Origin of the sequence: Streptomyces sp. NPDC001480 (genome assembly GCF_042894725.1) — a bacterium.
Lineage (GTDB): Bacteria > Actinomycetota > Actinomycetes > Streptomycetales > Streptomycetaceae > Streptomyces.
This window is the reverse complement of sequence record NZ_JBIAVX010000038.1, coordinates 1-23,383: the sequence shown is the minus strand read 5'-3', so window position 1 is coordinate 23,383 and position 23,383 is coordinate 1. Positions and strand designations below refer to the sequence as shown.

The following is a 23,383-nucleotide window of genomic DNA, read 5'->3' as shown; positions in this document are numbered from 1 at the left end:
CAGTCTTTCTCGGGAGCGGGGCAGATCAGGAGGAGGCGAGTTCGGTTTCGCCGTGCGGGACGACGACCTTGTCTGAAGCGGGAGCGGGACGGCCGTAGACCGCCGCGACGGCGCCAAGTCCGAGCGCGGCTCCGAGCAGCTGGGCCGCGATGAAGGGGATGACGGAGGCGGGGGCGATGCCGGCGAAGGTGTCGGTGAAGGCGCGGCCGATGGTCACTGCCGGGTTCGCGAACGAGGTGGAGGAGGTGAACCAGTAGGCGGCCCCGATGTAGGCGGCCACCGCGAGCGGGGCGAGTGAGGCGCGGCCGATCCTGCCCAGGCCGAAGATCAGAAGGATCAGCCCGGCCGTGGCGAGGACCTCGCCCAGCCACAGATGGTTTGCGGAACGGTCGCGGGTGGAGAACTGCACCAGCGGCTTCGCGAACATCGCGTCGGCCAGGACCGCTCCGCCGATCGCCCCCGCGATCTGGGCGGGCACGTAGGCGGCGACGTCCCGCAGGGTGAGCCCGTCGGCGGTGTGGCGGCCGGTGAACCAGGCCGCGAGGGTCACGACGGGGTTGAAGTGCGCGCCGGAGACCGGCCCGAGGAGCAGGATGAGCACGCCCAGGCCGAAGACTGTGGCCAGGGAGTTGGCGAGCAGCTGCACGCCCACGTCCGGCGTGAGTTCGGTGGCCTGGATGCCGGAGCCGACGACGACCGTGACCAGGAGCCCGGTTCCCAGGGCTTCGGCAGCGACGCGGCGGCCGAGGGATGCGCTCACGCGCTGGCTCCTGCGGTCTGCGGCGTGGTCAGGAATGCGGCCAGCTGGTCCAGGACGCCGGGCAGTACCCAGTAGTAGACCCAGGTGCCGCGGCGTTCGCAGTCGATGAGGCTGGCCTGGCGCAGGAGCTTGAGGTGGTGGGAGATGGTCGGCTGGGACAGGTCGAAGGCGGGCGTCATCTCGCACACGCAGACCTCGCCGCCCTCCCGCGAGGCGATCATCGACAGCAGCCGCAGCCGGACCGGGTCGCCGAGGGCCTTGAACACCTTCGCCAGCTGAGCCGCGCGCTCATCGTCCAGCGGCGCGGACGCGAGACCGTCACAGCAGGCGTCGGCCTGGCCGATCACCTCAAGCTCTTGTTTCGACATGGCTCTATGTTGACGTTTTTCAATTCAAGGCGCAAGGTTGCATCAAAGAACATCAATACAAGCCGATCCCGGGGCACCGCCATGCCCCGTCACCCAGGAGTGAGTCATGAGCGAGCAGTCCACCGCCCTGCGTGAAACCGTCCGCCAGCGCTACGCAGCGGCGGCCGTGAAGGTCACCGAGGGCCACGCCGCCTGCTGCGGGCCGCAGCCCGTCGAGGTCGACGAGAACTTCGGTTCCACCCTCTACGCAGCCGACGAACGCGACGCCCTGCCCGCCGAAGCCGTCGCCGCCTCCCTCGGCTGCGGCAACCCCACTGCCGTCGCCGAACTCCGCGAAGGCGAACGCGTCCTGGACCTCGGCTCCGGCGGCGGCATCGACGTCCTGCTCTCCGCCCGCCGCGTCGGCCCGACGGGGAAGGCGTACGGGCTGGACATGACCGACGAGATGCTCGCCCTCGCCCTGGCCAACGCCGCCAGGGCAGGCGCGACGAACGTCGAGTTCCTCAAGGGCACCATCGAATCCATCCCGCTGCCCGCGAACACCATCGACGTCGTCATCTCCAACTGCGTGATCAACCTGTCCGTCGACAAGACGGCCGTGTTCGCCGAAACCTTCCGCGTCCTCAAGCCCGGCGGCCGCATCGGCGTCTCCGACGTCGTCGCCGACGACACCCTCACATCCGACCAGCGCGCCGAACGCGGTGACTACGTCGGCTGCATCGCAGGCGCCCTCTCCTTCGCCGAATACCAGGCAGGGCTACAAGCCGCCGGCTTCACGAGCATCGAGATCACCCCCACCCACCAGGTCGCCGACGGCATGCACTCCGCCATCGTCCGAGCCACCAAGCCGGTGGCCGCAGACGCCTCCCCCGAAGCGACGCGGTCGGCCGACGCATGCTGCGGCGTCAGCGCCTGCTGCACCCCCGGCGAGACCCCCGCCGACCCCGCCCTGACCATCACTGAGGCCAAGACGGCATCCGGCTGCGGCTGCCAGCACTGACGCCACCCGAGCAGAGGCCCTGCTCGCGTCCAGTCCCTCCCCTGCTCGTGTATCCGCCCTGACTCGGGCGCACCGCACACGAGAAGAGTGCAATCAGGCTCTGACGCGCGGTAAGGGTGCGTCCGGTGTCACGGCCGGGAGGACCGGCTGGCGCAGGTCCAGGTAGCAGCGCAGCCGCACGCCGGGCTCGCCGACGTCCCGCGTCGTGTGCTCCGCTGTCGCCGTAGCCCACCGGTCCGCGAGCAGCTGCTGGAAGGCCAGGGCAGTGGCGTCGTCGGCGGCCGCGACGTCGACGACGACCAGGCCCGGCTCACTCACGTGCACCTCGTTGATGGGTCCGTGTACAGCACTACGCCCAGGCAGCCTGGGCGGGTTCCACTCCTGCCCTGTCTTCACCCGACCGAGTGGTGGACCGTCAGAGGCTGTCGCCGCCCCAGTCCCAGCGGGCCGGATCGCCAGGGCGCGGTTCGTACAGTGCCCGGCCCCCGGGGCCGAACTGCCCGAGGCGTCCGCCTCCCCGTGGACGCGGCGCGACCACCCGGACGTTACGCAGCCCGTAACAGGAGGGCAGTCATGAGCCGTTGTCTTCGGTCACGGGGCAACGCGGTGCCCCTCACCTGCAACGCGTCCATTGATCAGAGCGGCAGAACCGGCTGCCCATTCAATTCCAAGGCCGCTGAACTCGATGTCACAAGCACACCGCCGCAGCCCGCAAGGCGTCGGTTCATCGCGGCTGGTGTCCACCCATCCGCATGTCTGAAAGGAAAATCGAGGATGACCGCACTCAGGCGTTCCGCGCTCGCTCTCGGCACCGCTGTATGCGCCGTAGCGATGGTCTCAGGGCCGGCCACCAACGCCTTCGCCACCACCGAACCGCAGGCTCCGGCCCCTACCCAGCAGCACGCAGTGGCCGACCAGGTCAGCAGCACCGGCCCGGGCGACATCCACACGCAGAGCTACTGGTGGGGCACCGACAGGGCAGCTGGCGACTGCAAGGTATGGCTCAACCGCAGCGGCAAGTTCTTCCAGATGGTGGCCGAGTCCTGGGGCCACGCCTGCACTGTCTCCTTCGCCCGTTATCACAACGGCACCTTGGACCTCAGGGACCCGAGGAACGTCCCTTCCCACCAAACGATCTCCAGCAACTGGTACTGGCTCGGCTCTGGCTACGAGGTCTACGACTTCGTCCACGACAACACCTCAGGTGCATCGAACGGTGGTGGACCGTTCACCTTGGGGTGAGCGTCCACGCCACAGTCGAAGCGCCATTGCACCCGGGGCGCGACTGACGATCTTGCCGCGGGCGCTGAGGACCTCCCGGCGATGTGTCGACTGACGACGAAAGTGTCAACCGACAGTCCGGGAACGTCAGACGGGGGCGCCTGACAGAAGCGGCGGGCCGGATGCCTGGCAGGAGCCCACGAGGTAGGGCTTCCTTGCCCCCGCCCCGGCAGACCTGCGGCGCGCCCTGCGGACGAGGGGCGCGCCGCAAGGTAGGGGCTGGCGTGTGCCGGGGGCTGTGGTCGCCGGCGCACGGGCAGGGTGGGTCAGTGGCGGGCGTCGTGGCGGTCGTGGTGGCCGCGGCCCCAGGAGTAGTCGTCGACGAGGCGGTCGCGGACGTTGCGCAGGGTGGCGGTGTAGTGGTCGTTGTTCCACACATACCGGCGGCGGTCCTGGTAGAGGTCGGTGTGCCTGTCACGGCCCTCGCCGGTGTGGATACGGACCGTAGAACGGTCCTCCAGCCGGTAGTGGTGGAAGGTGTAGGTGTGGCCGTCCTCGTCCGACAGCGTTCACCCCTCCAGATTCACCTCCTGACGGGCATTGCCGGTGACCTCCCCCCGCCCCCCTGTTCCAGGAGCGGGTGGAGCGGACGTCGCGTCCAGGGGAGTCGTACTGCACGGCACTGATCACCATATGCTGACGCTGCGCACGGCCCCGGTCGCGGTCGTGGTCGTGGCCGACGGCCGATGCCGGCAGCACCACCGCGCCCACAAGAGCCGCGGCAGCGGCAGCGGCGACACGACGGGCGGACACAGAAACGGAAACGGACACAGGATCCCCCTCAGGGCCGGTCCACATCCCCGGCAGGCCAAGGCCATTGGGCCTCGAGCACGAGGGGTGCGGTGTGTGGGTCGGCGGCCGGTCGGCCGACAGCCACACCCTGCGGTCCGTACGCAGGACGAAATGCCCGGCTGCCGCAGCCGGGCGCCCTGGATGCGGCCGTAGTGGTGCTACGTCACCACCTCCTCGCCGACCGGTAGCCGGGCATACGCGTGCCCCCCCAACGCGGGGATGCCGTTCCGCAGGTCATGGCCATGGCGGTGGTGCTGACCAAAGAAAATGCTTTCGGATTGCCCTCGCGCTGTCGGCGTGCGTACCTTGTCGGGCCTTGCGCCGCATCCACGGGGGAAGCGGATGGAAGAGGGGTGAGCTGCCGATGGTAGGACGTCCAGAGAGCCCGCTCGATGCCAGTGCAGGGCCGGTGGCCCGGTTCGCTGCCGAGTTACGCAAACTCCGGGCCGAGGCCGGCAGCCCGACCTACCGGGTGATGGCACAACGCACAGGGCAGGGGGCAAGCACCCTGTCGCAGGCAGCCGCGGGAGAACGGCTGCCGACCCTGCCAGTTGTTCTCGCATACGTGCTTGCCTGCGGCGGCAACACGGAGGAGTGGGAGGAGCGGTGGCGTGAGGCAGCCGCAGAGGAGGCTGCTGAACCTGCCGCCTCGGACGAAGATGCGGAGCCTCCATACCGGGGGCTGGCCCGTTTCGAGCCCGGCGACGCCGAGTTGTTCTTCGGCCGTGATGAGCTCACCGAGCGCCTGCTCCAACAGTCCCGTTCCCACCGGTTCACTGCTGTGTTCGGTCCGTCAGGCAGTGGCAAGTCCTCTCTGCTGCGCGCCGGCCTCATCCCGCGCCTGCGCAGCGCGGAGGCGACCGGTCCGCGGCCGGCTGCGGTGCGCGTCCTCACTCCCGGGGACCGTCCCCTGCGCGCCCACGAGCAGCGGCTGAGAGCGAAAGACGGCGACGCTGAGACGTGGCTGATCGTCGACCAGTTCGAGGAGCTCTTCACCCTCTGCACCGACCCGGCCGAACGCGACCGGTTCATCGACCGTCTCCTGGCGGCCACCGATCCTGCGAGTCGTCTGCGCGTCGTGATCGCCGTGCGGGCCGATTTCCTTGGCCGCTGCGCCGAACACCCCGCCCTGACCGCCGCCTTACAGGACGGGACCGTGCTGGTCGGCCCCATGAGCCGCGACGAGTTGCGCGAGGCCGTCGTCAAGCCTGCCCAGGCCGCGGGGATGATCGTGGAACGCGCTCTGACCACGCGCATCCTCGACGAGGTCGAAGGCGAACCCGGCGCCCTGCCGCTGCTGTCCCATGCCCTGCTGGAGACCTGGCGCCGCCGCAAGGGCCGCGCACTTACCACCCATGCCTACGAGGCGGCCGGCGGTCTCCACGGTGCCATCGCCCGCACAGCCGAAGACGTCCACACTCACCTGCTCCCCTCGCAGGCTGCCCTCGCCCGCCGGGTCCTGCTGCGCCTGATCACTCCGGGCGAGGGAACCCCCGACACCCGGCGGCCCGCTCCCCGCACGGAACTCGACTTCGGCGACCCAGACGACACGGCCCAGGTCCTCGAACACCTCGCCCGCGCCCGCCTCCTCACCCTCGAGCACGACACCGTCGACCTGGCCCACGAAGCGTTGATCACAGCGTGGCCCCGGCTGCAGGCATGGATCAACGAAGCGCGCGACCGCCTGCGCCTTCACCGTGAGCTCACCGAAGCCGCACGGACCTGGGACGACCTCAACCGTGACCCCGGCGCGCTGTATCGCGGCACCCGGCTCACCGCAGCCGAAGAGGCCTTTCTCCAAGCAGACGTCGAAAGCGACCTCACGCCTGCGGAACGAGACTTCCTCACCTGCAGCGCCATGACACGCCATCGTGAAGAAGAAGCAGCCAGCCGCGTAACTCGGCGCTTGCGCCAGTTCACGGTGACCTTGTCGATCCTGCTCGTGCTGTCCCTTACCGCTGGGCTGATCGCGTGGCAGCAATATCGGGTCAGCGAGCAACAGCGGCACCAGGCACTCACAGCACAGCGGATGGCGGTTTCCCGTCAACTCGCCGCAGAGTCGGACGGTCTCATCGGGGCCAACCCTGACTTGGCGTCCCTCCTGGCTGTCCGGGCGTACCGGACCAGTCCAACAAAGGAAGCCACCGCCAGCCTCTTCGCTGCCGCATCTCTCCCACTCCAGCACCGCCTGACCGGGCACACCGGGTACGTGGACTCGGTGGCGTTCAGCCCGGACGGCCACACCCTCGCCAGCGGCGGAGGCGATGAGGTCCGGCTGTGGGATACGGCGACGGGAAAACTGCACACCACCCTGAAGGCCCTCGGCACCATAGAGTCGGTGGCATTCAGCCCGGACGGCCACACCCTCGCCAGCGGCGAGTCCGAGGATAAGGATCAGCTGTTCGGTGGAGAGGTTCTGCTGTGGGATGCGGCGACGGGCAAGCGGCGCAGCACCCTGAAAACCCCGAGCGGCGTGGAGTCGGTGGCATTCAGCCCGGACGGCCACACCCTCGCCAGCGGCGGAGGGGATGAGGTCCGGCTGTGGGACACGGCGACGGACAAGCTGCGCACCACCCTGAAAGGACACACAGACACCGTCGAGTCGGTGGCGTTCAGCCCGGACGGCCACACCCTCGCCAGCAGCGAAGCCGGTGGGAAAGGTCCGCAGTCCGATGGGAAGGTCCTCCTGTGGGACACGGCGACGGACAAACTGCGCACCACCTTCAAAGCGCACATCGGCGGCACGGAATCGGTGGCGTTCAGCCCGGAGGGCCACACCCTCGCCAGCGGTGGTATCGATGGGAAGGTCCGCCTGTGGGACACGGCGACGGGCAAACTGCGCACCACCCTGAAAGGACACACCGACACCGTCATGTCGGTGGCGTTCAGCCCGGACGGCCACACCCTCGCCAGCGGCGGAGCCGACGAAACAGTGCGCCTGTGGGACACGGCGACGGGTAAAGTGCGCACCACCCTGAAAGGACACACCGACACCGTCGAGTCGGTGGCGTTCAGCCCGGACGGCCACACCCTCGCCAGCAGCGCGCAGGACGAAACAGTGCGCCTATGGGACACGGCCGTGGACAGCCCGCACGCCACCTTGAACGCCTCCAGCGGCGTGCAGTCGGTGGCCTTCAGCCCGGACGGCCGCAGCCTGGCCAGCGGCGGGGACGATGGGAAGATCCAGCTGTGGGACACGGCAACGGACAGGCTGCGTACCATTTTGAATCGACACACCGGTGGCGTGGAATCGATGGCGTTCAGCCCGGACGGCCACACCCTCGCCAGCGGCGGAGACGATTACGACAGCGACGACAGCGGACCCCGGCTGTGGGACGTATCGACCGGCGGGCTACGCGCCGCTCTGAAGGGGCACACCTACTCCGTCGGGTCGGTGGCGTTCAGCCCGGACGGCCACACCCTCGCCAGCGGAGGTGATGGGGTTCTGCTGTGGGATGCGGCGACGGGCAAAGTGCGCACCATCCTGAGCGGGCACAGCGACATCGTCGAGTGGTCCGCCGAGTCGGTGGCGTTCAGCCCAAACGGCCACACCCTGACCGGCGCCGGGGACGATGGGAAGATCCGGCTGTGGGATACGGCGACGGGCAGACTGCGCGCCACCTTGAAAGCGCACATCGGCGGCGTGGAATCGGTGGCATTCAGCCCGGACGGCCGCAGCCTGGCCAGCGGCGGGGACGATGGGAAGGTCCGCCTGTGGGATACGGCAACGGACAAGCTGCGCGCCACCCTGAACGGGCACACGGAAAATGTTGAATCGTTGGCGTTCAGCCCGGACGGCCACACTCTGGCCAGCGGCGGAGCCGACAGAACAGTCCGGCTGTGGGACGTAGCCACCAGCGGGCTGCGCACCACCCTGAACGGACACACCGACACCGTCATGTCGGTGGCATTCAGCCCGGACGGCCGCACCCTCGCCAGCGGCGGAGCCGACACAACAGTCCGGCTGTGGGATGTCTCTCTATCAGATCCTCTCTCCGCCATGAAGAAGATCTACAAAGCAGTCCACAGGCCCCTGACTCAGAGTGAGCGCTCAGCATACCTGGCTGACCAGCCTCCGATTGGCTGATGGCCGACTACGAAGCAGACCACCTCGTCCCCCTCGAACTCGGCGGCGCACCCCGCACCCCCGGCAACCTGTGGCCCGAGCCCTACACCGGCACCCAGACCGCCCACTCGAAAGACGGCATCGAAACGAAACTCACGAACGCCGTCTGCGCCGGCACCATCCCCCTCTCCGCCGCCCGCAACGCCATCAAGAACAACTGGACCACCGCCCTGCAGACCACCGGAATCAGCTGACCCCACCAACCGCCGGGACATCCACACCACACACGCCGGATGCCCCGGCACCACACACCGAGTTCCCGTGACCCGCCCCACCATGGACGCAGGCCGCGTGCGGCACTCCCCCCGGGCGCCGGGCCATCCTCGAGCGTCCCGCAGAGCAAGACGGCCAACAAGCGAGACAGCGCCCATCACCGTCCCGACACCCATCGAGGCCGCGCTGCACAGCTACCTGAGCGCCTTCAGCCTGGTCTTCGGCTGCTTCGACTTCGCCCTCACCGGCGACGCTGGCAGTCCGCAGGAATGGCTTTTCATCAGGCCGGAGCCGGCGACGACGCAGCCTGCCAGGACATCGGCGAACAGCTGGTACGGGGCCTTGGGGCCCCGCAGTGCGCAGGCCCTCAGCACCGGAAGGTCCGTCTGGGCGGCGCGCTGGACGCCCTCGCCGACCGTCGCGGGACGGCGGTGCACATCACCGGCGACCTCGGCATCGGCAAACTGCCTTGCTGAACCTGCTGGCGGCGCGGCCGGCGGGGGCTGGTTGAGGCCTGACAAGCATCCCCGAGCACGGGGCGGCGTCCCCCACGAGACGGGGTGATTGCCGCCGCCGGGCGAGTGACCCGTTCAGGAGCGCGTCAGTGGATCGAGCAGCCGGTGGAAGGATTCGTTGCTGATTCTGCTGTAGATGGCGCCCTCCGATGCCAGGATCGACCCGGGACATGTCATGTCGTCCCCGTCGATCTGGCGGGACGCTACCTTGCGGTGGGTGCGCAGTTCATAGACGTCCACTACATAATGCGCGGCCTCGATGTGGAGTGTTCGGTCCGGCATCCGACCGGCGTTCGAGACGGTTCCCAATCCATTGTTGTAGACGTAGTCGCACGAGGTGTCAGAGGTGCGACCGACGAATCCGTTGTCCCGTCGTACACAGGCGATCAGTTGCACCGTGTCGGCCGCTTGGGGGTTGATGGCCGACGACGAGGCCGTCTCGGCGAGCATGTGGTGGTAGTAGTCTCCGTCCGTTTCCTGGTAGATGACGAGCGGACGGGGCGAGCCGTTGTAGGCGGCTGCGCTGTCGTAGGCAACGCCCGGGGTCCCGCAGGCGGCGCCCAGATTGTCGATGCTGGGCAGCCTGTCCTCGTGCCGGGGAAGGAACTGCCACTTCGCCAGCCAGCCGAGCGTGCCCGCCAGTACTATCGCGGCCACAGCGACGCGAACGCCTCGCCGGTAGTTGCGAGGGGCCGGAGCACGGGTCACTAGGGCACGAACCAGATCGCTACGTCGGCCGACCGTGCCGATCGCAATCTCCGCATCCTCGCCCTCACCCTCGACGACCAGCACGCCGGACGTCTCGAAGCCGGGCCTGCGGGCTGCCTTCCGCCACTCCCGTACATCTGCCCAGGCAACGGCGCGTGCTGGGCGGTACTCGCCTGCAACGACAAGTCCGCCCTCGCACACCGCGACCCACTGCCGGCCCCCCGGCAGCCTCGACGGCACGACAGAGGCGTAGATGAACAACCCGGCAGGTATGAGCAAGGCGAGAAGGACCGCCGCGACGGGATTGCGGACCAGCACCAGTACAAGGCAGAGGCCACCCACGGCTGCCGTCAACAACGGCGAGAATGGTCGCGTCCACAGCGGCAGCCGTGAGCGGTGCACCCGCCGCACGGCGCCGAGCCCCTTGCCGGTCGCCACTTCCTGCAGACACCCGCGCCTGCGCATCACCGGACCGAAGCCCCGCCCCTTCGGTCTGCCGCTCCCCTTGTCGCTTTCCGCCTCGGTCTGAGATCCCGTGTTTGTCACGCTGTGTCCACCTCTGAGTGCCGGACCCGTGTGATGGTCCGGCCAAGTTGATCGAGAGTGGGCCCGTCGAAGGACCGTCAAGGCAGGGCACTTTCGCGCCGGGCAGAGCCGATGCGAGCACAACCTGCATGCAGCTGAACGGGCTTCGGCCCCTGCAGCCGCACTGTGCTTTCGAACTGTCAGGTTCCAGGACCCGATACCACCATCGCCGCCCTTGGACGCTGCCACGGCATAACGCGTGCCAGGCTGCACTGGACCAGTTCCGGTCGGCACCTTGTGGGCCGACCCGGTTCGGGGACGTCTCAAGCACTTGCCGCCGCTCGTCCATGGTCGTGCACTGCGCTCTGGATCCGGGGTGGGCGCAGCATCCCGATTCCCAGCACGATCAGCCACAGGCTCCACAGCACGTATCCGGCAAAATTCGCCTGGCCGGCGCCGGGTACGCCGAAGGGCACGAGAAGACCTGCGAGGATCAGTGGCACGCAGGCCAGGGCCAGGGCGGCGACCGGGCGCCCGATGAGAGAGCGGCGACGCAGTGCTGTCACGATCAATACGGTCCAGACCGCGGTGAGCAGATAGCCGAGGGTTTCGCCGACGATCTGCCCCAGCACGCTGTTCAGGTGTCCGAACAGCTTTGCCGCGTCGGCCCGTTGGGCGGCCGAGCTGCCGGGGTCGGTGACGCGGCCGGCCAGCGATGGGACGAGCAGCGGCCAACGCAGCAGTCCGGCCACCTGCACGGCTGCGGCAGCCACGCCGGTGATGGCCGCGGCAGTTGCCGTACGCCCGCCCCCGGCCATCCGTGCGGTGCGCAGGGCGATCGGTGCGAGCGTGGCCGCGCCCAGCGCGAGCAGGGTGAACAGGGCGCCGATCAGCAGGGTGCGGGTGTGAAAGCGCAGCAGTGCATCCTCGGCCGGCTGCTGGAGCACGTCGGGGTAGTCGAAGGCCACGCTCAGCAGCGCAAACGCGACATTGACGAGCAGGGCTCCGCCGATGAGCAGCGCACCGGTGACGGTATGGGCGGACCTCGCGGGCATGAGGGACCCCTCTCAATATCTCTGTACAGCGTACAGATTGGACGGTGTACAGAGATTCTGGACGGCGTACAGTGATCAGGTCAAGAGGAGGTAGCGATGACGACGGCCCAGCGCGGGCGGCCCGGTCCGCGGCGCACCCTGACTGACGACGCGATCGTGGAAGCGGCCCTTCAACTGCTCGACCGGCGTGGCGCCGACGCGGTGTCGATCCGGGGCATTGCCGCTGAACTCGGCGTCGCTCCCAACGCGCTCTACACGTACTTTCCTGACAAGGCAGCCGTCCTGCGGGCCGTGGCAGACCGCCTCATCGGGGAGTACGACCTGGGCGCACTGGCGGATCCCGCCCGGCCCTGGCGGCAGCGCCTGCACGACCTGGCCCTGAGTCTGCGGTCCCGGCTGCTGGACCACCCGGGCGCCACCGCCCTTCTCCTCGGTGCCCCCATGGACGGCCCCCGCGCACTGGCCCTCGGCGAGGCACTGCTCGCACTCCTCCTCGGGGCCGGACTCGACGAACGCGAAACCGCCCGCGCTTCCTACCTGCTGATCGTCTACGTCCTCGGCTCGATCGCGTTGGAGGCCGCGGAAGTCGAACCCACCCGCCCCGCCCCGCCCGAGGCCCAGCGCGTCGCGGCCCGCAAGGCAGCCTTCGACGCAGTCCCCGCTGAGGCATACCCGCTCACGGCGGCCAGCGTGGACGTGATGTCCCGCTACATCACCACGGAACAGTTCCGCTGGGGTCTGGACCGCGTCATCGACGGCTTTGCCGGGCCGGTGCGGGAGTAGCCCGTCGCACGAGGTAGCGCTCGGCAAGCAGGGCGTCGGGAGGCCGGCTTGAAGGCCGGGCGCTGGCGCATGGTTGCCCATCAAGCTGCCTCAAGGACAGGCCGAGGCGCTTTCACTTCCTCACCTCCTCCGTCGATGACACAGGCACCGGTGTCCACATCGGATTTCTGGCCGCCATCACCCGCTTCCGGGCGGCCGACGAACTGGTCGGCGAGGCCGCGCTCCTCGCCCCCCTCCCGCGCCACCCCTCTCTCACGCCTGTCATTCGCGGTGCTCTGCGTGTTTCATAGAGGTGTGGTCTGCGGTGCGCGACCATACGGACACGGCACAGCACATTTTCCAGCCGGTGGGCACCATGGCGCGCTGATTGTGTGGGTCGACGTGCTCGACACCAGCAAAGCCAACGAATTCAAGAGCGGAAGCCGGCAGAAGGAACACCGAGACAGGAAGAAGGACGGGCATGTCCGGCAGTGAAAGCGAGAATCCAGCAATCCCTTCACCGACGCCCACGCCAACTCGGCGGCCCAGGACGAACCGGGACTGGTGGCCGAATCAGCTGGACCTTCAGGTTCTCCACCAGCACTCGCCCCGATCCAACCCGATGGACGAGGACTTCGACTACGCGGAAGAGTTCGCGACCCTCGACGTCGACGCGCTGAAGCGTGACGTCTTCGAGGTGATGACGACATCCCAGGACTGGTGGCCTGCCGACTACGGTCACTACGGGCCGCTCTTCATCCGGATGAGCTGGCATGCCGCGGGAACGTACCGCATCGAGGACGGCCGCGGCGGTGGCGGCAGCGGCGCACAGCGCTTCGCCCCCCTCAACAGCTGGCCGGACAACGCGAGCCTGGACAAGGCGCGCCGTCTGCTTTGGCCGGTCAAACAGAAGTACGGCCGTAAAATTTCCTGGGCCGATCTTCTGGTCTTCGCCGGAAACTGCGCCATGGAATCCATGGGGTTCAAGACGTTCGGGTTCGGTTTCGGGCGAAAGGACATCTGGGAGCCCGAGGAGATCTTCTGGGGGCCCGAGGACACATGGCTCGGAGATGAGCGCTACAGCGGCGACAGGGAACTCACCGGTCCTTTCGCCGCCGTACAGATGGGACTGATCTACGTCAATCCGGAGGGGCCCAACGGAAACCCGGACCCGGTGGCTGCCGCCCAGGACATTCGCGAGACGTTCGGGCGCATGGCGATGAATGACGAGGAGACGGTCGCACTCATCGTCGGCGGCCACACATTCGGCAAGTGTCATGGCGCGGTCGAAGCCAGTTATATCGGCCCGGAACCCGAGGCCGCCCCCATCGAGCAGCAGGGCCTCGGCTGGCGGAACACTTACGGCAGCGGCACGGGCCCCCACGCGCTCACCAGTGGTCTGGAGGGCGCATGGACTACCGAGCCGACCAAGTGGGACCACGGGTACCTGGACAATCTCTACGGGTACGAGTGGGAGCTGACGAGCAGCCCCGCTGGCGCCCACCAGTGGACTCCCTCGGATCCCGCGGCCAGGAACGCCGTACGCGACGCCCATGATCCGTCGAAGCAGCACGCACCCATGATGCTGACGACGGACCTCGCGCTGAAGGTGGACCCGGTCTACGGCCCGATCACGAAGAGGTTCCACGAGAACCCGGACGAGCTCGCGATGGCATTCGCCAAGGCGTGGTACAAACTGCTGCACCGCGACATGGGACCCCTCTCGCGTTACCTCGGCCCGTGGATTCCCGAGCCGCAGCTGTGGCAGGACCCCGTTCCCGACGTCAAGCACGAACTGATCGGGGACGAGGACATCGCTGCCCTCAAGGGCAGGATCCTCGCCTCGAACCTTTCGGTCTCCCAGCTTGTCACCACGGCCTGGGCATCGGCGGCAAGCTTCCGCGGCACCGACAAGCGCGGCGGGGCGAACGGAGCACGAATCCGGCTCGCGCCGCAGAAGGACTGGGAGCTCAACGACCTTTCCGAGGTGACCGAGGTACTGCGCACGCTCGAGCGGATCCAGCAGGACTTCAACCTCTCCCAGACCGGCGGAACGCGGGTCTCCCTCGCCGACCTGATCGTCCTCGGCGGGTGCGCGGCCGTTGAGCAGGCCGCCAGGAACGCCGGATACGACGGCACGGTTCCGTTCGCACCGGGGCGTACGGACGCCTCGCAGGAGCAGACCGACGCCGCCTCGTTCGCCGTGCTGGAGCCCAAGGCGGACGCTTTCCGCAACTACCTTCCGGCGGGCGAGAAGCTGTCGCCGGAGACCCTCATGCTGGACCGCGCCAACCTGCTGACGCTGACCGCTCCCGAGATGACGGTGCTGATCGGCGGCATGCGGGCCCTGAACACCGGCTTCAAGGGATCCCCCCACGGTGTCTGCACCCGCCGGCCGGGAATCTTGACCAACGACTTCTTCGTCAACCTGCTCGACATGAGCACGGAGTGGAAGGCATCGGCTACGGAGGAGAACGTGTACGAAGGCAGGGATCGCGCCACAGGCGAGGTCAAGTGGACGGCCACCGCCGTCGACCTGATCTTCGGTGCGCACTCCCAGCTCCGAGCCATCTCGGAGGTCTACGCGTCCCAGGATGCGGGAGAGAAGTTCGTACGTGACTTCGTGGCAGCGTGGAACAAGGTGATGAATCTCGACCGGTTCGACCTCGCCTGAGGCAGCTCAAGGAACACGATGTCTCCAAGCTGCTTCTGGGCGTAGTCGGTGATGCCGATCGTACGTGTCCCGTCGGCTTCAGCGTGTACCCACTCGTGCCCGTCCGTGTACTTGAGACCGGCAGGAACATCCGACTTGACAAGGCTGCTCTGTGGCGTGATCGACAGGTAACACAGTGTCATCGATATGCTTCCGTGACGATTCGACGCTCGGGTCACGGCCTCTTCTGGTGAGCTCGCGCATTCAAGTGTCGCCAGTTCCTCAGGGAGTCCAGCCCGTCGGTGACCGTGTCGCCGGGTCCTATCGGCTCCAGACCTTCCCCGGTTCGGCGGAGAAGCCGCGTCGTGGTGACGGGTAGCCGAGGGTGTCGGTCGAGCGGAAAAGCGGCTCGCAGGAAGCGAAGCCCTGCGGCCCTTCTCGTTTCCGCGGCGAGAGACAGGAGTCATCCGCGGGTCAGAGCCATGAACACGTGCTCAACCTGTCCATGGAGCGCGGCTACCGAGACGTCGCCCTCGTCGGAGGTGCACTCCATTACCAGGAAGCGGTGATTGAGGCGTCCCTCCCCCGGCACCGGCGGCCGCATGCGTACGGGGTTGCACATCCGAAGGCAGCATCAACGGATGGTCCTGCCGTGCGCTCGGTTCCCGTGTCCACGTCCCGGACTCGATGACGAAGTGTCCACGTGTCCATCGAGGTGCGTGGGGAGCTTTCAAGAGGCACAAGACCTTGATCCTCCGCCCGTCGATGAGGTTGGCCGTGATGTTGCGCTGCTGGCCGTTGAGGTGCAAAGCCGCCGGCGGCCTGGAAGGATGTCGCAGTGCCCAAGCCGTATCCGAAGGAGTTCCGCGAGGACGTCGTACGGGTCGCGCGCAACCGCGAGCCCGGCGTCACGCTGGAACAGATCGCCGCCGACTTCGGGGTCCAACCGATCACGTTGTCGAAGTGGCTGCGCCGCGCCGAGACCGATGAGGGCGCCAGGCCCGCGACGACGTCGGGTGAGTCGGCCGAGCTGCGCAAGGCCCGCAAGCGGATCCGGTTGCTGGAGCAGGAGAACGAGGTGCTCAGGAGGGCTGCGGCGTATCTGTCGCAGGCGAACCTGCCGGCAAAATGATGTACCCCTCGTCCGCGAGCTGGCCGCCGCCGATGCCCCTTGCAGGGTGCCGGTGGCGGTGACGTGCCGGGTGCTCGGGCTGGCTCGCCAGCCCTACTACCGGTGGCTGGCCCGGCCGGTCACCGATGCCGAGGAGATGGCCGAGGCATACCGGGCCAACGCCCTGTTCGACGCGCACCGCGACGATCCCGAGTTCGGGCACCGCTTCCTTCTCGATGAGGCCCGCGTCGCCGGTGAGGCGATGGCCGAGCGGACGGCCTGGCGGATCTGCCGGGACAACGGCTGGTGGAGTGCCTTCGGCAAGCGCAGGGGCCGCGGCAAGAACGCCAAAACCGGGCCGCCGGTCCACGATGACCTGGTGCGGCGGGACTCCACCGCGGACGGGCCGAACCGGTTGTTGCTCACGGACATCACCGAGCACGCGACCGACGAAGGCAAGCTGTATCTGTGCGCGGTCAAGGACGTGTACTCCGGCCGCATCGTGGGCTATTCCATCGATGCCCGGATGAGGTCCCGCCTTGCGGTGGCCGCACTGGAGTCCGCCGTCGCCCGCCGCGGCCCCGATGCGGGATGCATCGTGCACTCCGACCGCGGATCGCAATTCCGGTCCCGCAAGGTCACCGCCGTCCTCACCCGGCACGGCCTGGTCGGCTCAATGGGCCGGGTCACGTCTTGGTCAGGGCGTCGAGGGCGGCAACCGTCGGTGCTCTTCCCGGCGTGCAGGTGGGGCCCGAGCGGGGTCGCCCGGTCGCAGGTGCGCTGCCTCGACTCGTCGTTCCCGCGCGTCGCCGTCACGCCCGCACCCAAGGGCCGCTACGCCACGCTGAGGGTCCGCGGCATCGCCGAGACCAGTGCGCAGGTCGACCAAAGGTCGCGGCCCCGGCCTCCGCTGGACCGGGCCGCGTTTCCCTGCTTGCCATGGGCGATCACGCTGCCGTACATTCCCTGCACCCGGCTTGTCCGGCCGCTTCGTCTATCCCCTTTGAGCACATGAGGAGCGCCCGGTATGACGGGTGTACTGGCGGTCGCAGGCGGCACCGCATCCGGCAAGTCCACCCTTGCCGAAACCCTGTCGCTGCAGTGTCCCGAAAGCATCGCGCTGGTCCATCTGGACGACTACTACGTGCCCGCGCACGACCCCCTGAGGGGCGTGTGGACGGTCAGTGCCGACGGGCACGCCGTCCTCGACTGGAACCATCCGGGGTCGATCGACGAGACAGCGGTGACACACGCCATTGACGCGGCGCTGCTGCGCCCCGGCGTGCTGCTGGTGGTGGTCGAGGGCCTGTTCGCGCTGTCACTGCCGTCCGTGCTCCGGCGGGCGGCGTGGCGGGTGTATGTCGACACCCCCGACGACATACGCCTGGCCCGTAAGATCCTCCGGAAGATCGAGGTACAGCGGCAGGACCCCCGACTGTCCCTGCGCAACTATCTGCAGACCGGCAGGGACCGCCACGCAGCCCACGTCGCGCCCTCCCGGACGGCGGCCGATCTGGTCGTGGACGGGACCGCGAGCGAGGCGGAGATGCTGGCGGCCGTCATGCCGCTGATCGGGCCGGCCCTCGCGCCGCCGCCCGCGGCGCCCTCGCGGGCACGGGAGGTGTGCGGTGTGACCCGTACCCCCGGGGTCCCGGCGTTCGCGCTGTGACGTGCCCGGGGCACCGGCCCCAGTGAGGGACGCCGCGTGATCACGCTTCTCAGCACATGCTGTCGGCTCGTTCGCGTTCGCCTGGCCACGGTATGCGCACTGCACGGCGCGCCGACGAACTGGCCCCGTCCTCAGAGGCTTCGACCGGGGCTTCGAAGACTGAGCCGTGGGCCTCAGCCAGCGCCCCGCCACTCGATCAACCGGTTGGTCAGCTCCACCGTGGCGAGGTACCACCAGAAGATCCAGTCCAGGAACGCTTCGTCGTAGTCACCGCGCTGGTCCGCCTTGCGGTGGCGCAGGCTGTAGCGGTTGGCGATCTCGTACAAGGCGCCTTCATCAGGCTTGCCGACTTGGTCTTTGATCAAGGCACGGCGTTCCTCGAGGATGCCCGCGAGGGCGACGATCGCCGATCGCTTGCTCTCGGCCGTCGTGTCGCGGCCCCGGAAGAGCGCGATGGCATGGCGGACCCGGGTGGTGATGTCCGGGGCGCCGTCGTTGAGTGCGCGGTGCACCAGTGCGCTGCGCGCATCGTCGGTGACGGCGACCAGGCGCCCGAGGTCCTCGCCTTCGGCGGCGAGCTCGTACTCGATGTCGGCCAATTGCCCAGGGGTCGTCCGTGGGCGCGGTGTTGGGCAGGTCCTTGGAGTCGGCGACTGCCGTGGTGCCGGCCAGGGCCTCCGTCATGAGCCATATCGCCTGGTCCTCCCATGAGGTGTTCGAGGACCGAAGGATGCGCTCGCCCTCGGACACGAACAGCGATGTGGGGCAGAGGAGTTCGTAGTTACTCAGGTCCAGACTCACCGCAACATCATCACCCATCGAGTGTGTCCCGGCCCGAAGTGATGGATTCCCGTATCAGTCCTGGACGAGCTGCTGGAACTGCGGGCAATCCGACGGAGCAATTGTCAAATCCTGTGGATCTGGTCCGCCCGGCCGGACGTCAGTTGGTTCAGAACCGAGTCCGGTCTCACAGGGTGGTGTTCGCCTGCCGTATGGCGGATGAGCTGCTATCTTCCGCGTCATGGCGAACCAGAGCGACGGCACAGATCTCCGAAGCCGGGTGGCCGATGCCGACAGCGGTGTCCTGTTGTTCGGCATCACGCCGCCCCGCCTGAGCAACACTCCCGAGCGGATCCGGGAGATCACCGCAGCCACCCTGGCACGGTTGGAGTCCCTCGATGTCGACGGTCTGGCGCTGTACGACATCGACGATGAGAGCGACCGTAATCCGGCGCAGCGGCCGTTTCCGTACCTGCCGACCATCGACCCTGCCGTGTACCACGCGGACTATCTCGGCAAGTGGAACCGCCCGGTGGTCGTCTACCGGTGCGTCGGCAAGTACTCCCAGACGGAGCTGCGGACCTGGCTGCGGACGGCTGACTCCGACCGGCTGCTCGGCGTCTTCGTCGGCGCGTCCTCGAAGGGGAAGGCGGTGCGGACCGGCCTGTCCGAGGCGCAGGACCTGCGCCGCGATGTCCGCCCAGACCTGCTGCTCGGTGGCGTGGCCATCACCGAACGCCCCGAGGAGCATCTGCGGCTCGTCGCCAAGCAGGTGGCCGGATGCGCGTACTTCATCTCGCAAGTCATCTACAGCGCCGACGCGGCGAAAAGCATGGTCTCCGACTACTACTACGCCTGCCGCGAGCGAAACCTCGAACCGAGGCCCGTCCTGTTCACGCTCTCGGTGTGCGGCTCGGTGAAGACGCTGGCGTTCCTCCAATGGCTCGGCGTCGACGTCCCGCGCTGGCTGGAGAACTCCCTGCGCCATGCGGACGACACCCTGGCCGAGTCATACCAGCACTGCTTGGCGAACGCCCGGGACCTGATCGCCTTCTGCGGCAAGCTCGGCACACCGTTCGGCTTCCTCGTGGAGAGCGTGTCCATCCGCAAGGTCGAGATCGACGCCTCGGTCGCCCTGGCCCACGAGCTCAGCAGGCTGCTCGGACGAGGTACACCCTCGGTGTGAAGCCGGGCACGAACGTGCGGCTGTCGAATCCCGCCATCGGGACGCGGCTCAGGCCGCGCTGGCGTCCTCCCGTTCGACGAGGACGCCGCGCTTGGGGCGGGCTCCGGCTCGCACGAGGGTGACCAGGTGCGGCGCATTGACCGCGCGCCAGCGTTCCTGGGCGGACTCGATCAGCTTGAACGTCATCGCCAGAGCTGGTCGCCCCAGCGGGACCAGTCGCTGAGTTCCTGCTGCATGTCGAGGACGAACGGGCCTCGTTCCGGTGGATCGACGATCCGCTCGACTGACGGGTGTTCCGGCGCTGAGGCGATGGCGTAGTCCTCCCCGCCGATGCGCGGGTGATCCGTCCGGCTCGCCCTTCCCGCGCGATCACGCTTTCCGCCGTCGGCGGGCGGCTGCACACCCGCCACCCCGAGCGGTACCCACGCGCCGTCCGGGCCGACGGCTGACTTCCGCAAAGAATCCCGCCTCAGGCCCTCAGGTAGCGCCGACCGGCTATGGCTTGCGTGGCCTCACGTCCGATCGAGGGTCTGCGGGGAGACCGGCCGCTCGAAGAAGGTCTCCAATACCACCGTCGCCTGGGTCCCGTTGACTCCGTCGATGGCGTAGATCCGGCGCAGCACGTCTTGCAGTTGCTCGGTGGTCGCGGTTCTGACTTTCACCAGCACAGAAGCGCTGCCGGCGATGATGTGCGCCTCGAGGATCTCGGGGAGCGCGGCGAAGTCATCCGCCGAGTCGCCCATCCAGGCGGTCGAGTCGACCATGACGTAGGCCAGAACACCGCCGCCCACCGCTGCAGGGTCCACCTCGGCCGTAGTGCGCCGGATGACGCCGCGCTCCCGCAGCTTGCGCACCCGCTCATGAGCTGCACCAGCGGACAGGCCCACGGCCTTGCCCAGCGCGGCATAGGACTGGGTGGCGTCCTGCTGAAGCTGCGCCAGCAGAGCACGATCGATGTGATCCACAGCTCTCCATTCGGAATAACCTTGCGCTAACCATACTTCATCTTCCAATCTTCACGTGAAGCCGAAGGAAGTTCGGCTTCTCTACGGGAGGGGACCCATGCCCAGCGAGCGCCCTGCGTTGTACGAGATGTTCGACGACCGGTTCCGTACCGGGCGGTGCATGAACGGCGATGACGGCTTGGAGGTGCTGTACACCGGTTGCCGCTGGGCCGAGGGGCCGATCTACCTTCCTGCCTGGAGGCAGCTGATATGGAGTGACATCCCCAATGACCAGATGCTGCGCTGGGACGAGGAGACCGGTGCCGTCAGCGTCTTCCGCCGCCGTGCCGGGCACACCAACGGCAACACCCTCGACCGTCAAGGCCGGCTGATCACCTGCGAGCAGGGCAACCGCAGGGTGACACGAACCGAGCATGACGGCACTGTCACAGTGCTGGCCGATCGCTGGCAGGGCAAGCGACTGAACAGCCCGAACGACGCAGCGGTGAAGTCGGACGGCTCCATCTGGTTCTCCGACCCTGACTTCGGCATCACCAGCGACTACGAGGGATACCGCGCCGAGAGCGAGATCGGCGCCAACAACGTCTACCGCATTGACCCGGACAACGGTGAAGTACGCCTGGTCGCCGACCGCTTCGCGGCGCCGAACGGCCTGGTCTTCTCGGCCGACGAGCGAGCGCTCTTCGTCTCCGACACCCGCGCCGGCTGCATCCGGGTCTTCGACGTACGGGACGACGGCACACTCTCCGACGGCAAGGTCTTCGCCGACGCCGCAGGTCGCCAGAACGCCCGTTTCGACAATCTCCGCTTCGATGACGGCGGTCGGCTGTGGGCGGCCGCGATGGACGATGGGGTGCACTGCTACGACCCCGACGGCACGCTGATCGGGCGGCTCAACATTCCCGAGACGGTGGCCAACATCTCCTGGGGCGGAGCCAAGCGCAACCGTCTCTTCATCACCGCGGAGACCAGCCTCTACTCGGTGGTCATGGGCGTTACGGGCTCGCATCCCACCGGCCCGGGGCGCCGTCCCTGGGCAGCCCCGCAGACCCAGTGACCTTCCGGCTCGCCGCAGACCGCGCCGGCGGCGGACTGCGAAGCGCCACGCCGACAAGGGGTACGACTACGATTACCTGCCACGCCGGCGTGGCTGAAGACCGCACCGGCCCGCGCCGCGAAGAAGGCTGCCGACGCCGCACTCACCCGACGGATACGCAAGGTCCACACAGAGTCCGGGAATGCCTATGGGGCCAAGCGGATCACCGCCGAGCTCCGCGCGGGCGGTGTGATGGTCAACCGCAAGCGCATCGAGCGCCTCATGCGCCAGCACGGCATCCAGGGGCGGAGGCTGAGGCGGCGACACCGCACCACGATCCCGGATCCCGCCGCCCAGGCGGTGCCCGATCTGCTGCGGCGCAACTTCACCGCGTCCGTCCCCAACCGGACCTGGGTCGGTGACATCACCTATCTGCCCGTCGCCGGCGGGAAGTTCCTTTATCTGGCCACCGTCATCGACGTGTTCTCCCGTCGCCTGCTGGGCTGGTCGGTGGCCGATCACATGCGGGCCGAGCTCGTCACCGACGCGCTCAACGCGGCCGTCCGCACTCGCGGTGCTCAGGTGGACGGCGTCATTTTCCACAGCGATCACGGGGCTCAGTACGGGTCCAAGGCGTTCGTCGACGCCTGCCACCAGGCCGGGATCCGGCGGTCCATGGGAGCGGTCGGCACCTCCGCGGACAACGCCGCCGCGGAGTCGTTCTTCGCCTCGCTCAAACGGGAGATCCTTCCCGACCGGCGTGGCTGGCCGAACGAACGAGCCGCGCGGCTCGCAGTCTTCCACTGGCCCGGCTTCTACAACCACCGGCGCAGGCACTCCTCGATCGGCTACCTTCCGCCGGTCGCCTTCGAACAGAGATCAACTACGCTGGCTATCGCCGCATGACAACCGGTGTCCACGATTAAGGTGGAAGCCCCCTATGGACCCTCCCCGGGAACGACGTCCCGATGGCCCTGGTGCTCCTTGAGACACCGTGGGACGAACCCGGCCTGGCCACCGGCCAGGCGCTGCTGGCCGAGGCCGTCGCCCTGGCCGACTCGCTCGGCGCCACGGAGCTGGAGCACGTCACCGACTCGCCGACGCAGCCGCCGCAGTACCAGGCGGAGCCGGAACGGCGCGCCGAGCTTCTCCGTCTGGCGGGCTTCGAGCGGGCCCGTGACGGTCGCCGCTTCCGCCGCCGCTCCGGGGTAGAACTCACTTCGCATGATGACCGATTGACCTGGCATTCCCTGCCCAGTCTGGGCCGTGAGCCGTTCATCGCTCTCCTCGCCGAGGCGCTGCCGACCAGCGCCGACGCCCAACTCGCCGCCAGGGTCGCCCGGCATGGCGCCCGGCGTGCCGCGGAGAGCCTCTTCGCGGACATGGAGGAGTTCTCGTACGAGCCCTCGTGGTGGGAACTCGGCTACGCTCCGGACGGCACGCCGGCTGCCCTCAGCCTCCCCGCCCGAAACCCCTCGACCGCGGTGATCGGCCTGGTGGCTGTGTCTCCCGCCTGCCGCGCTGTCTCCCGCCTGCCGCGGCAACGGCTACGCGACGGCGGTGGTGGCTCGCGGCACGCGGCTGCTGGTCGAAGCGGGCGCCGAGGAGATCCGCGGCGACTGCGACGCGGCCAACACCGCCATGATCATGGCTTTCGAACGGGAAGGCTACGAGAACTTCGCCGACCGCCAGGAGTTCACCCGCCGGTTGTGAGCGGGGGCCGCTCCCGCCCCGTAGCGAATGCTGAGCGGCCCCTCCGCACCCCGCTTGATAGGGCTAGACGCAATACCGGTGATTTAGGTGGTTTTCCGGCGGGTCGGTCTGGGCTTCGTCGGTCCAACCAGCGTCGCGCTGGGTGCGTCGGGCCGGGGTGGGGTG

21 protein-coding genes and 5 pseudogenes are annotated in these 23,383 nt (G+C 68.2%); 12 read left to right on the top strand and 14 right to left on the bottom strand.

The annotated features are described in order from the left end of the window. Window positions 1-25: 25 nt before the first annotated feature. Window positions 26-760 (bottom strand): aquaporin, encoded by a 735-nt coding sequence (locus tag ACFY01_RS44625; protein WP_390741510.1) that lies wholly within the window; start codon window positions 758-760, stop codon window positions 26-28. Then, window positions 757-1,128 carry an ArsR/SmtB family transcription factor gene (locus ACFY01_RS44620; RefSeq protein ID WP_390741509.1) on the bottom strand — a complete coding sequence of 124 codons (372 nt, stop codon included), beginning with the start codon at window positions 1,126-1,128 and terminating at the stop codon, window positions 757-759. Before ACFY01_RS44620 ends, ACFY01_RS44625 begins: the two co-directional genes overlap by 4 nt. Window positions 1,129-1,234: 106 nt before the next feature. Between ACFY01_RS44620 and arsM the strand changes: the two genes are divergently transcribed. Further along, window positions 1,235-2,128, top strand: a complete 894-nt coding sequence (gene arsM / locus ACFY01_RS44615; protein WP_390741508.1) for an arsenite methyltransferase — start codon at window positions 1,235-1,237, stop codon at window positions 2,126-2,128. Between the two features lie 93 nt (window positions 2,129-2,221). On the opposite strand, the gene ACFY01_RS44610 is transcribed toward arsM, so the two are convergent. After that, window positions 2,222-2,446: a DUF6207 family protein gene (locus ACFY01_RS44610; RefSeq protein WP_390741507.1), complete on the bottom strand. Its 225-nt coding sequence runs from the start codon at window positions 2,444-2,446 to the stop codon at window positions 2,222-2,224. A 456-nt stretch (window positions 2,447-2,902) separates the two neighbouring features. Here ACFY01_RS44610 and ACFY01_RS44605 point away from each other — a divergent pair, with 456 nt between their 5' ends. Next, on the top strand, window positions 2,903-3,370 hold the full coding sequence (locus ACFY01_RS44605; protein ID WP_390741506.1) for a hypothetical protein: 468 nt from the start codon (window positions 2,903-2,905) through the stop codon (window positions 3,368-3,370). 305 nt (window positions 3,371-3,675) lie between these two features. On the opposite strand, the pseudogene ACFY01_RS44600 reads toward ACFY01_RS44605, so the two are convergent. Further along, a pseudogene (locus tag ACFY01_RS44600) lies at window positions 3,676-4,207 on the bottom strand (lamin tail domain-containing protein). A 403-nt stretch (window positions 4,208-4,610) separates the two neighbouring features. Here ACFY01_RS44600 and ACFY01_RS44595 point away from each other — a divergent pair. Together ACFY01_RS44595 and ACFY01_RS44590 are read left to right on the top strand one after the other, a co-directional pair. Continuing rightward, the gene (locus tag ACFY01_RS44595) at window positions 4,611-8,288 is read left to right on the top strand and encodes a hypothetical protein (RefSeq protein ID WP_390741505.1); all 3,678 of its coding nucleotides are present in this window, start codon (window positions 4,611-4,613) and stop codon (window positions 8,286-8,288) included. Next, window positions 8,288-8,521 carry a hypothetical protein gene (locus tag ACFY01_RS44590; RefSeq protein ID WP_390741504.1) on the top strand — a complete coding sequence of 78 codons (234 nt, stop codon included), beginning with the start codon at window positions 8,288-8,290 and terminating at the stop codon, window positions 8,519-8,521. The genes ACFY01_RS44595 and ACFY01_RS44590 overlap by 1 nt, the downstream gene beginning before the upstream one ends. Window positions 8,522-8,734: 213 nt before the next feature. Here the strand turns inward: ACFY01_RS44590 and ACFY01_RS44585 are convergent, their stop codons facing one another. The 3 genes from ACFY01_RS44585 to ACFY01_RS44575 form a co-directional block, all read right to left on the bottom strand. Then, complete coding sequence (locus ACFY01_RS44585; protein WP_390741503.1) at window positions 8,735-8,977, bottom strand: hypothetical protein; 243 nt, start codon at window positions 8,975-8,977, stop codon at window positions 8,735-8,737. A 153-nt stretch (window positions 8,978-9,130) separates the two neighbouring features. After that, entirely contained in the window at window positions 9,131-10,309 is a 1,179-nt protein-coding gene (locus ACFY01_RS44580; protein ID WP_390741502.1) for a hypothetical protein, read from the bottom strand. Between the two features lie 302 nt (window positions 10,310-10,611). Further along, the gene (locus tag ACFY01_RS44575) at window positions 10,612-11,343 is read right to left on the bottom strand and encodes a DUF4386 family protein (protein ID WP_390741501.1); all 732 of its coding nucleotides are present in this window, start codon (window positions 11,341-11,343) and stop codon (window positions 10,612-10,614) included. Window positions 11,344-11,439: 96 nt separating this feature from the next. Here ACFY01_RS44575 and ACFY01_RS44570 point away from each other — a divergent pair, with 96 nt between their 5' ends. Next, the gene (locus tag ACFY01_RS44570; RefSeq protein WP_390741500.1) at window positions 11,440-12,126 is read left to right on the top strand and encodes a TetR/AcrR family transcriptional regulator; all 687 of its coding nucleotides are present in this window, start codon (window positions 11,440-11,442) and stop codon (window positions 12,124-12,126) included. A gap of 261 nt (window positions 12,127-12,387) precedes the next feature. On the opposite strand, the gene ACFY01_RS44565 is transcribed toward ACFY01_RS44570, so the two are convergent. Further along, window positions 12,388-12,636, bottom strand: coding sequence for a hypothetical protein (locus ACFY01_RS44565; RefSeq protein ID WP_390741530.1), 249 nt, complete (start codon window positions 12,634-12,636; stop codon window positions 12,388-12,390). Between ACFY01_RS44565 and katG the strand changes: the two genes are divergently transcribed. Then, window positions 12,587-14,779 (top strand): catalase/peroxidase HPI, encoded by a 2,193-nt coding sequence (gene katG / locus ACFY01_RS44560; RefSeq protein ID WP_390741499.1) that lies wholly within the window; start codon window positions 12,587-12,589, stop codon window positions 14,777-14,779. The two genes, ACFY01_RS44565 and katG, sit on opposite strands and share 50 nt — an antisense overlap. Here katG and ACFY01_RS44555 read toward each other — a convergent pair. Then, window positions 14,686-14,961 carry a glycine cleavage system protein H gene (locus ACFY01_RS44555; protein WP_390741498.1) on the bottom strand — a complete coding sequence of 92 codons (276 nt, stop codon included), beginning with the start codon at window positions 14,959-14,961 and terminating at the stop codon, window positions 14,686-14,688. The genes katG and ACFY01_RS44555 overlap by 94 nt on opposite strands. Before the next feature lie 635 nt (window positions 14,962-15,596). Between ACFY01_RS44555 and ACFY01_RS44550 the strand changes: the two are divergent. Then, window positions 15,597-16,557, top strand: a pseudogene (locus ACFY01_RS44550) (IS3 family transposase); the annotation flags it as partial. A 339-nt stretch (window positions 16,558-16,896) separates the two neighbouring features. After that, window positions 16,897-17,538, top strand: a complete 642-nt coding sequence (locus ACFY01_RS44545; RefSeq protein WP_390741497.1) for a uridine kinase — start codon at window positions 16,897-16,899, stop codon at window positions 17,536-17,538. Window positions 17,539-17,711: 173 nt separating this feature from the next. Here the strand turns inward: ACFY01_RS44545 and ACFY01_RS44540 are convergent. Beyond that, window positions 17,712-18,339: pseudogene (locus tag ACFY01_RS44540) on the bottom strand (hypothetical protein). Window positions 18,340-18,559: 220 nt separating this feature from the next. Here ACFY01_RS44540 and ACFY01_RS44535 point away from each other — a divergent pair. After that, window positions 18,560-19,504, top strand: coding sequence for a methylenetetrahydrofolate reductase (locus ACFY01_RS44535; RefSeq protein WP_390741496.1), 945 nt, complete (start codon window positions 18,560-18,562; stop codon window positions 19,502-19,504). Window positions 19,505-19,552: 48 nt separating this feature from the next. On the opposite strand, the pseudogene ACFY01_RS44530 reads toward ACFY01_RS44535, so the two are convergent. The 3 genes and pseudogenes from ACFY01_RS44530 to ACFY01_RS44520 form a co-directional block, all read right to left on the bottom strand. Next, a pseudogene (locus ACFY01_RS44530) lies at window positions 19,553-19,696 on the bottom strand (IS256 family transposase); the annotation flags it as partial. Next, the gene (locus ACFY01_RS44525; RefSeq protein WP_390741495.1) at window positions 19,687-19,962 is read right to left on the bottom strand and encodes a hypothetical protein; all 276 of its coding nucleotides are present in this window, start codon (window positions 19,960-19,962) and stop codon (window positions 19,687-19,689) included. The pseudogene ACFY01_RS44530 and the gene ACFY01_RS44525, both read right to left, overlap by 10 nt. 54 nt (window positions 19,963-20,016) lie before the next feature. Next, complete coding sequence (locus ACFY01_RS44520) at window positions 20,017-20,469, bottom strand: Lrp/AsnC family transcriptional regulator (protein WP_390741494.1); 453 nt, start codon at window positions 20,467-20,469, stop codon at window positions 20,017-20,019. Window positions 20,470-20,566: 97 nt separating this feature from the next. Here ACFY01_RS44520 and ACFY01_RS44515 point away from each other — a divergent pair, with 97 nt between their 5' ends. Continuing rightward, window positions 20,567-21,526 carry an SMP-30/gluconolactonase/LRE family protein gene (locus tag ACFY01_RS44515; RefSeq protein ID WP_390741493.1) on the top strand — a complete coding sequence of 320 codons (960 nt, stop codon included), beginning with the start codon at window positions 20,567-20,569 and terminating at the stop codon, window positions 21,524-21,526. A 90-nt stretch (window positions 21,527-21,616) separates the two neighbouring features. Further along, window positions 21,617-22,411, top strand: a pseudogene (locus ACFY01_RS44510) (IS3 family transposase); the annotation flags it as partial. Between the two features lie 32 nt (window positions 22,412-22,443). Here ACFY01_RS44510 and ACFY01_RS44505 read toward each other — a convergent pair. After that, window positions 22,444-22,731 carry a hypothetical protein gene (locus ACFY01_RS44505; RefSeq protein WP_390741492.1) on the bottom strand — a complete coding sequence of 96 codons (288 nt, stop codon included), beginning with the start codon at window positions 22,729-22,731 and terminating at the stop codon, window positions 22,444-22,446. A 334-nt stretch (window positions 22,732-23,065) separates the two neighbouring features. Between ACFY01_RS44505 and ACFY01_RS44500 the strand changes: the two genes are divergently transcribed. Beyond that, window positions 23,066-23,218: a hypothetical protein gene (locus tag ACFY01_RS44500; RefSeq protein ID WP_390741491.1), complete on the top strand. Its 153-nt coding sequence runs from the start codon at window positions 23,066-23,068 to the stop codon at window positions 23,216-23,218. Window positions 23,219-23,383 lie beyond the last annotated feature (165 nt).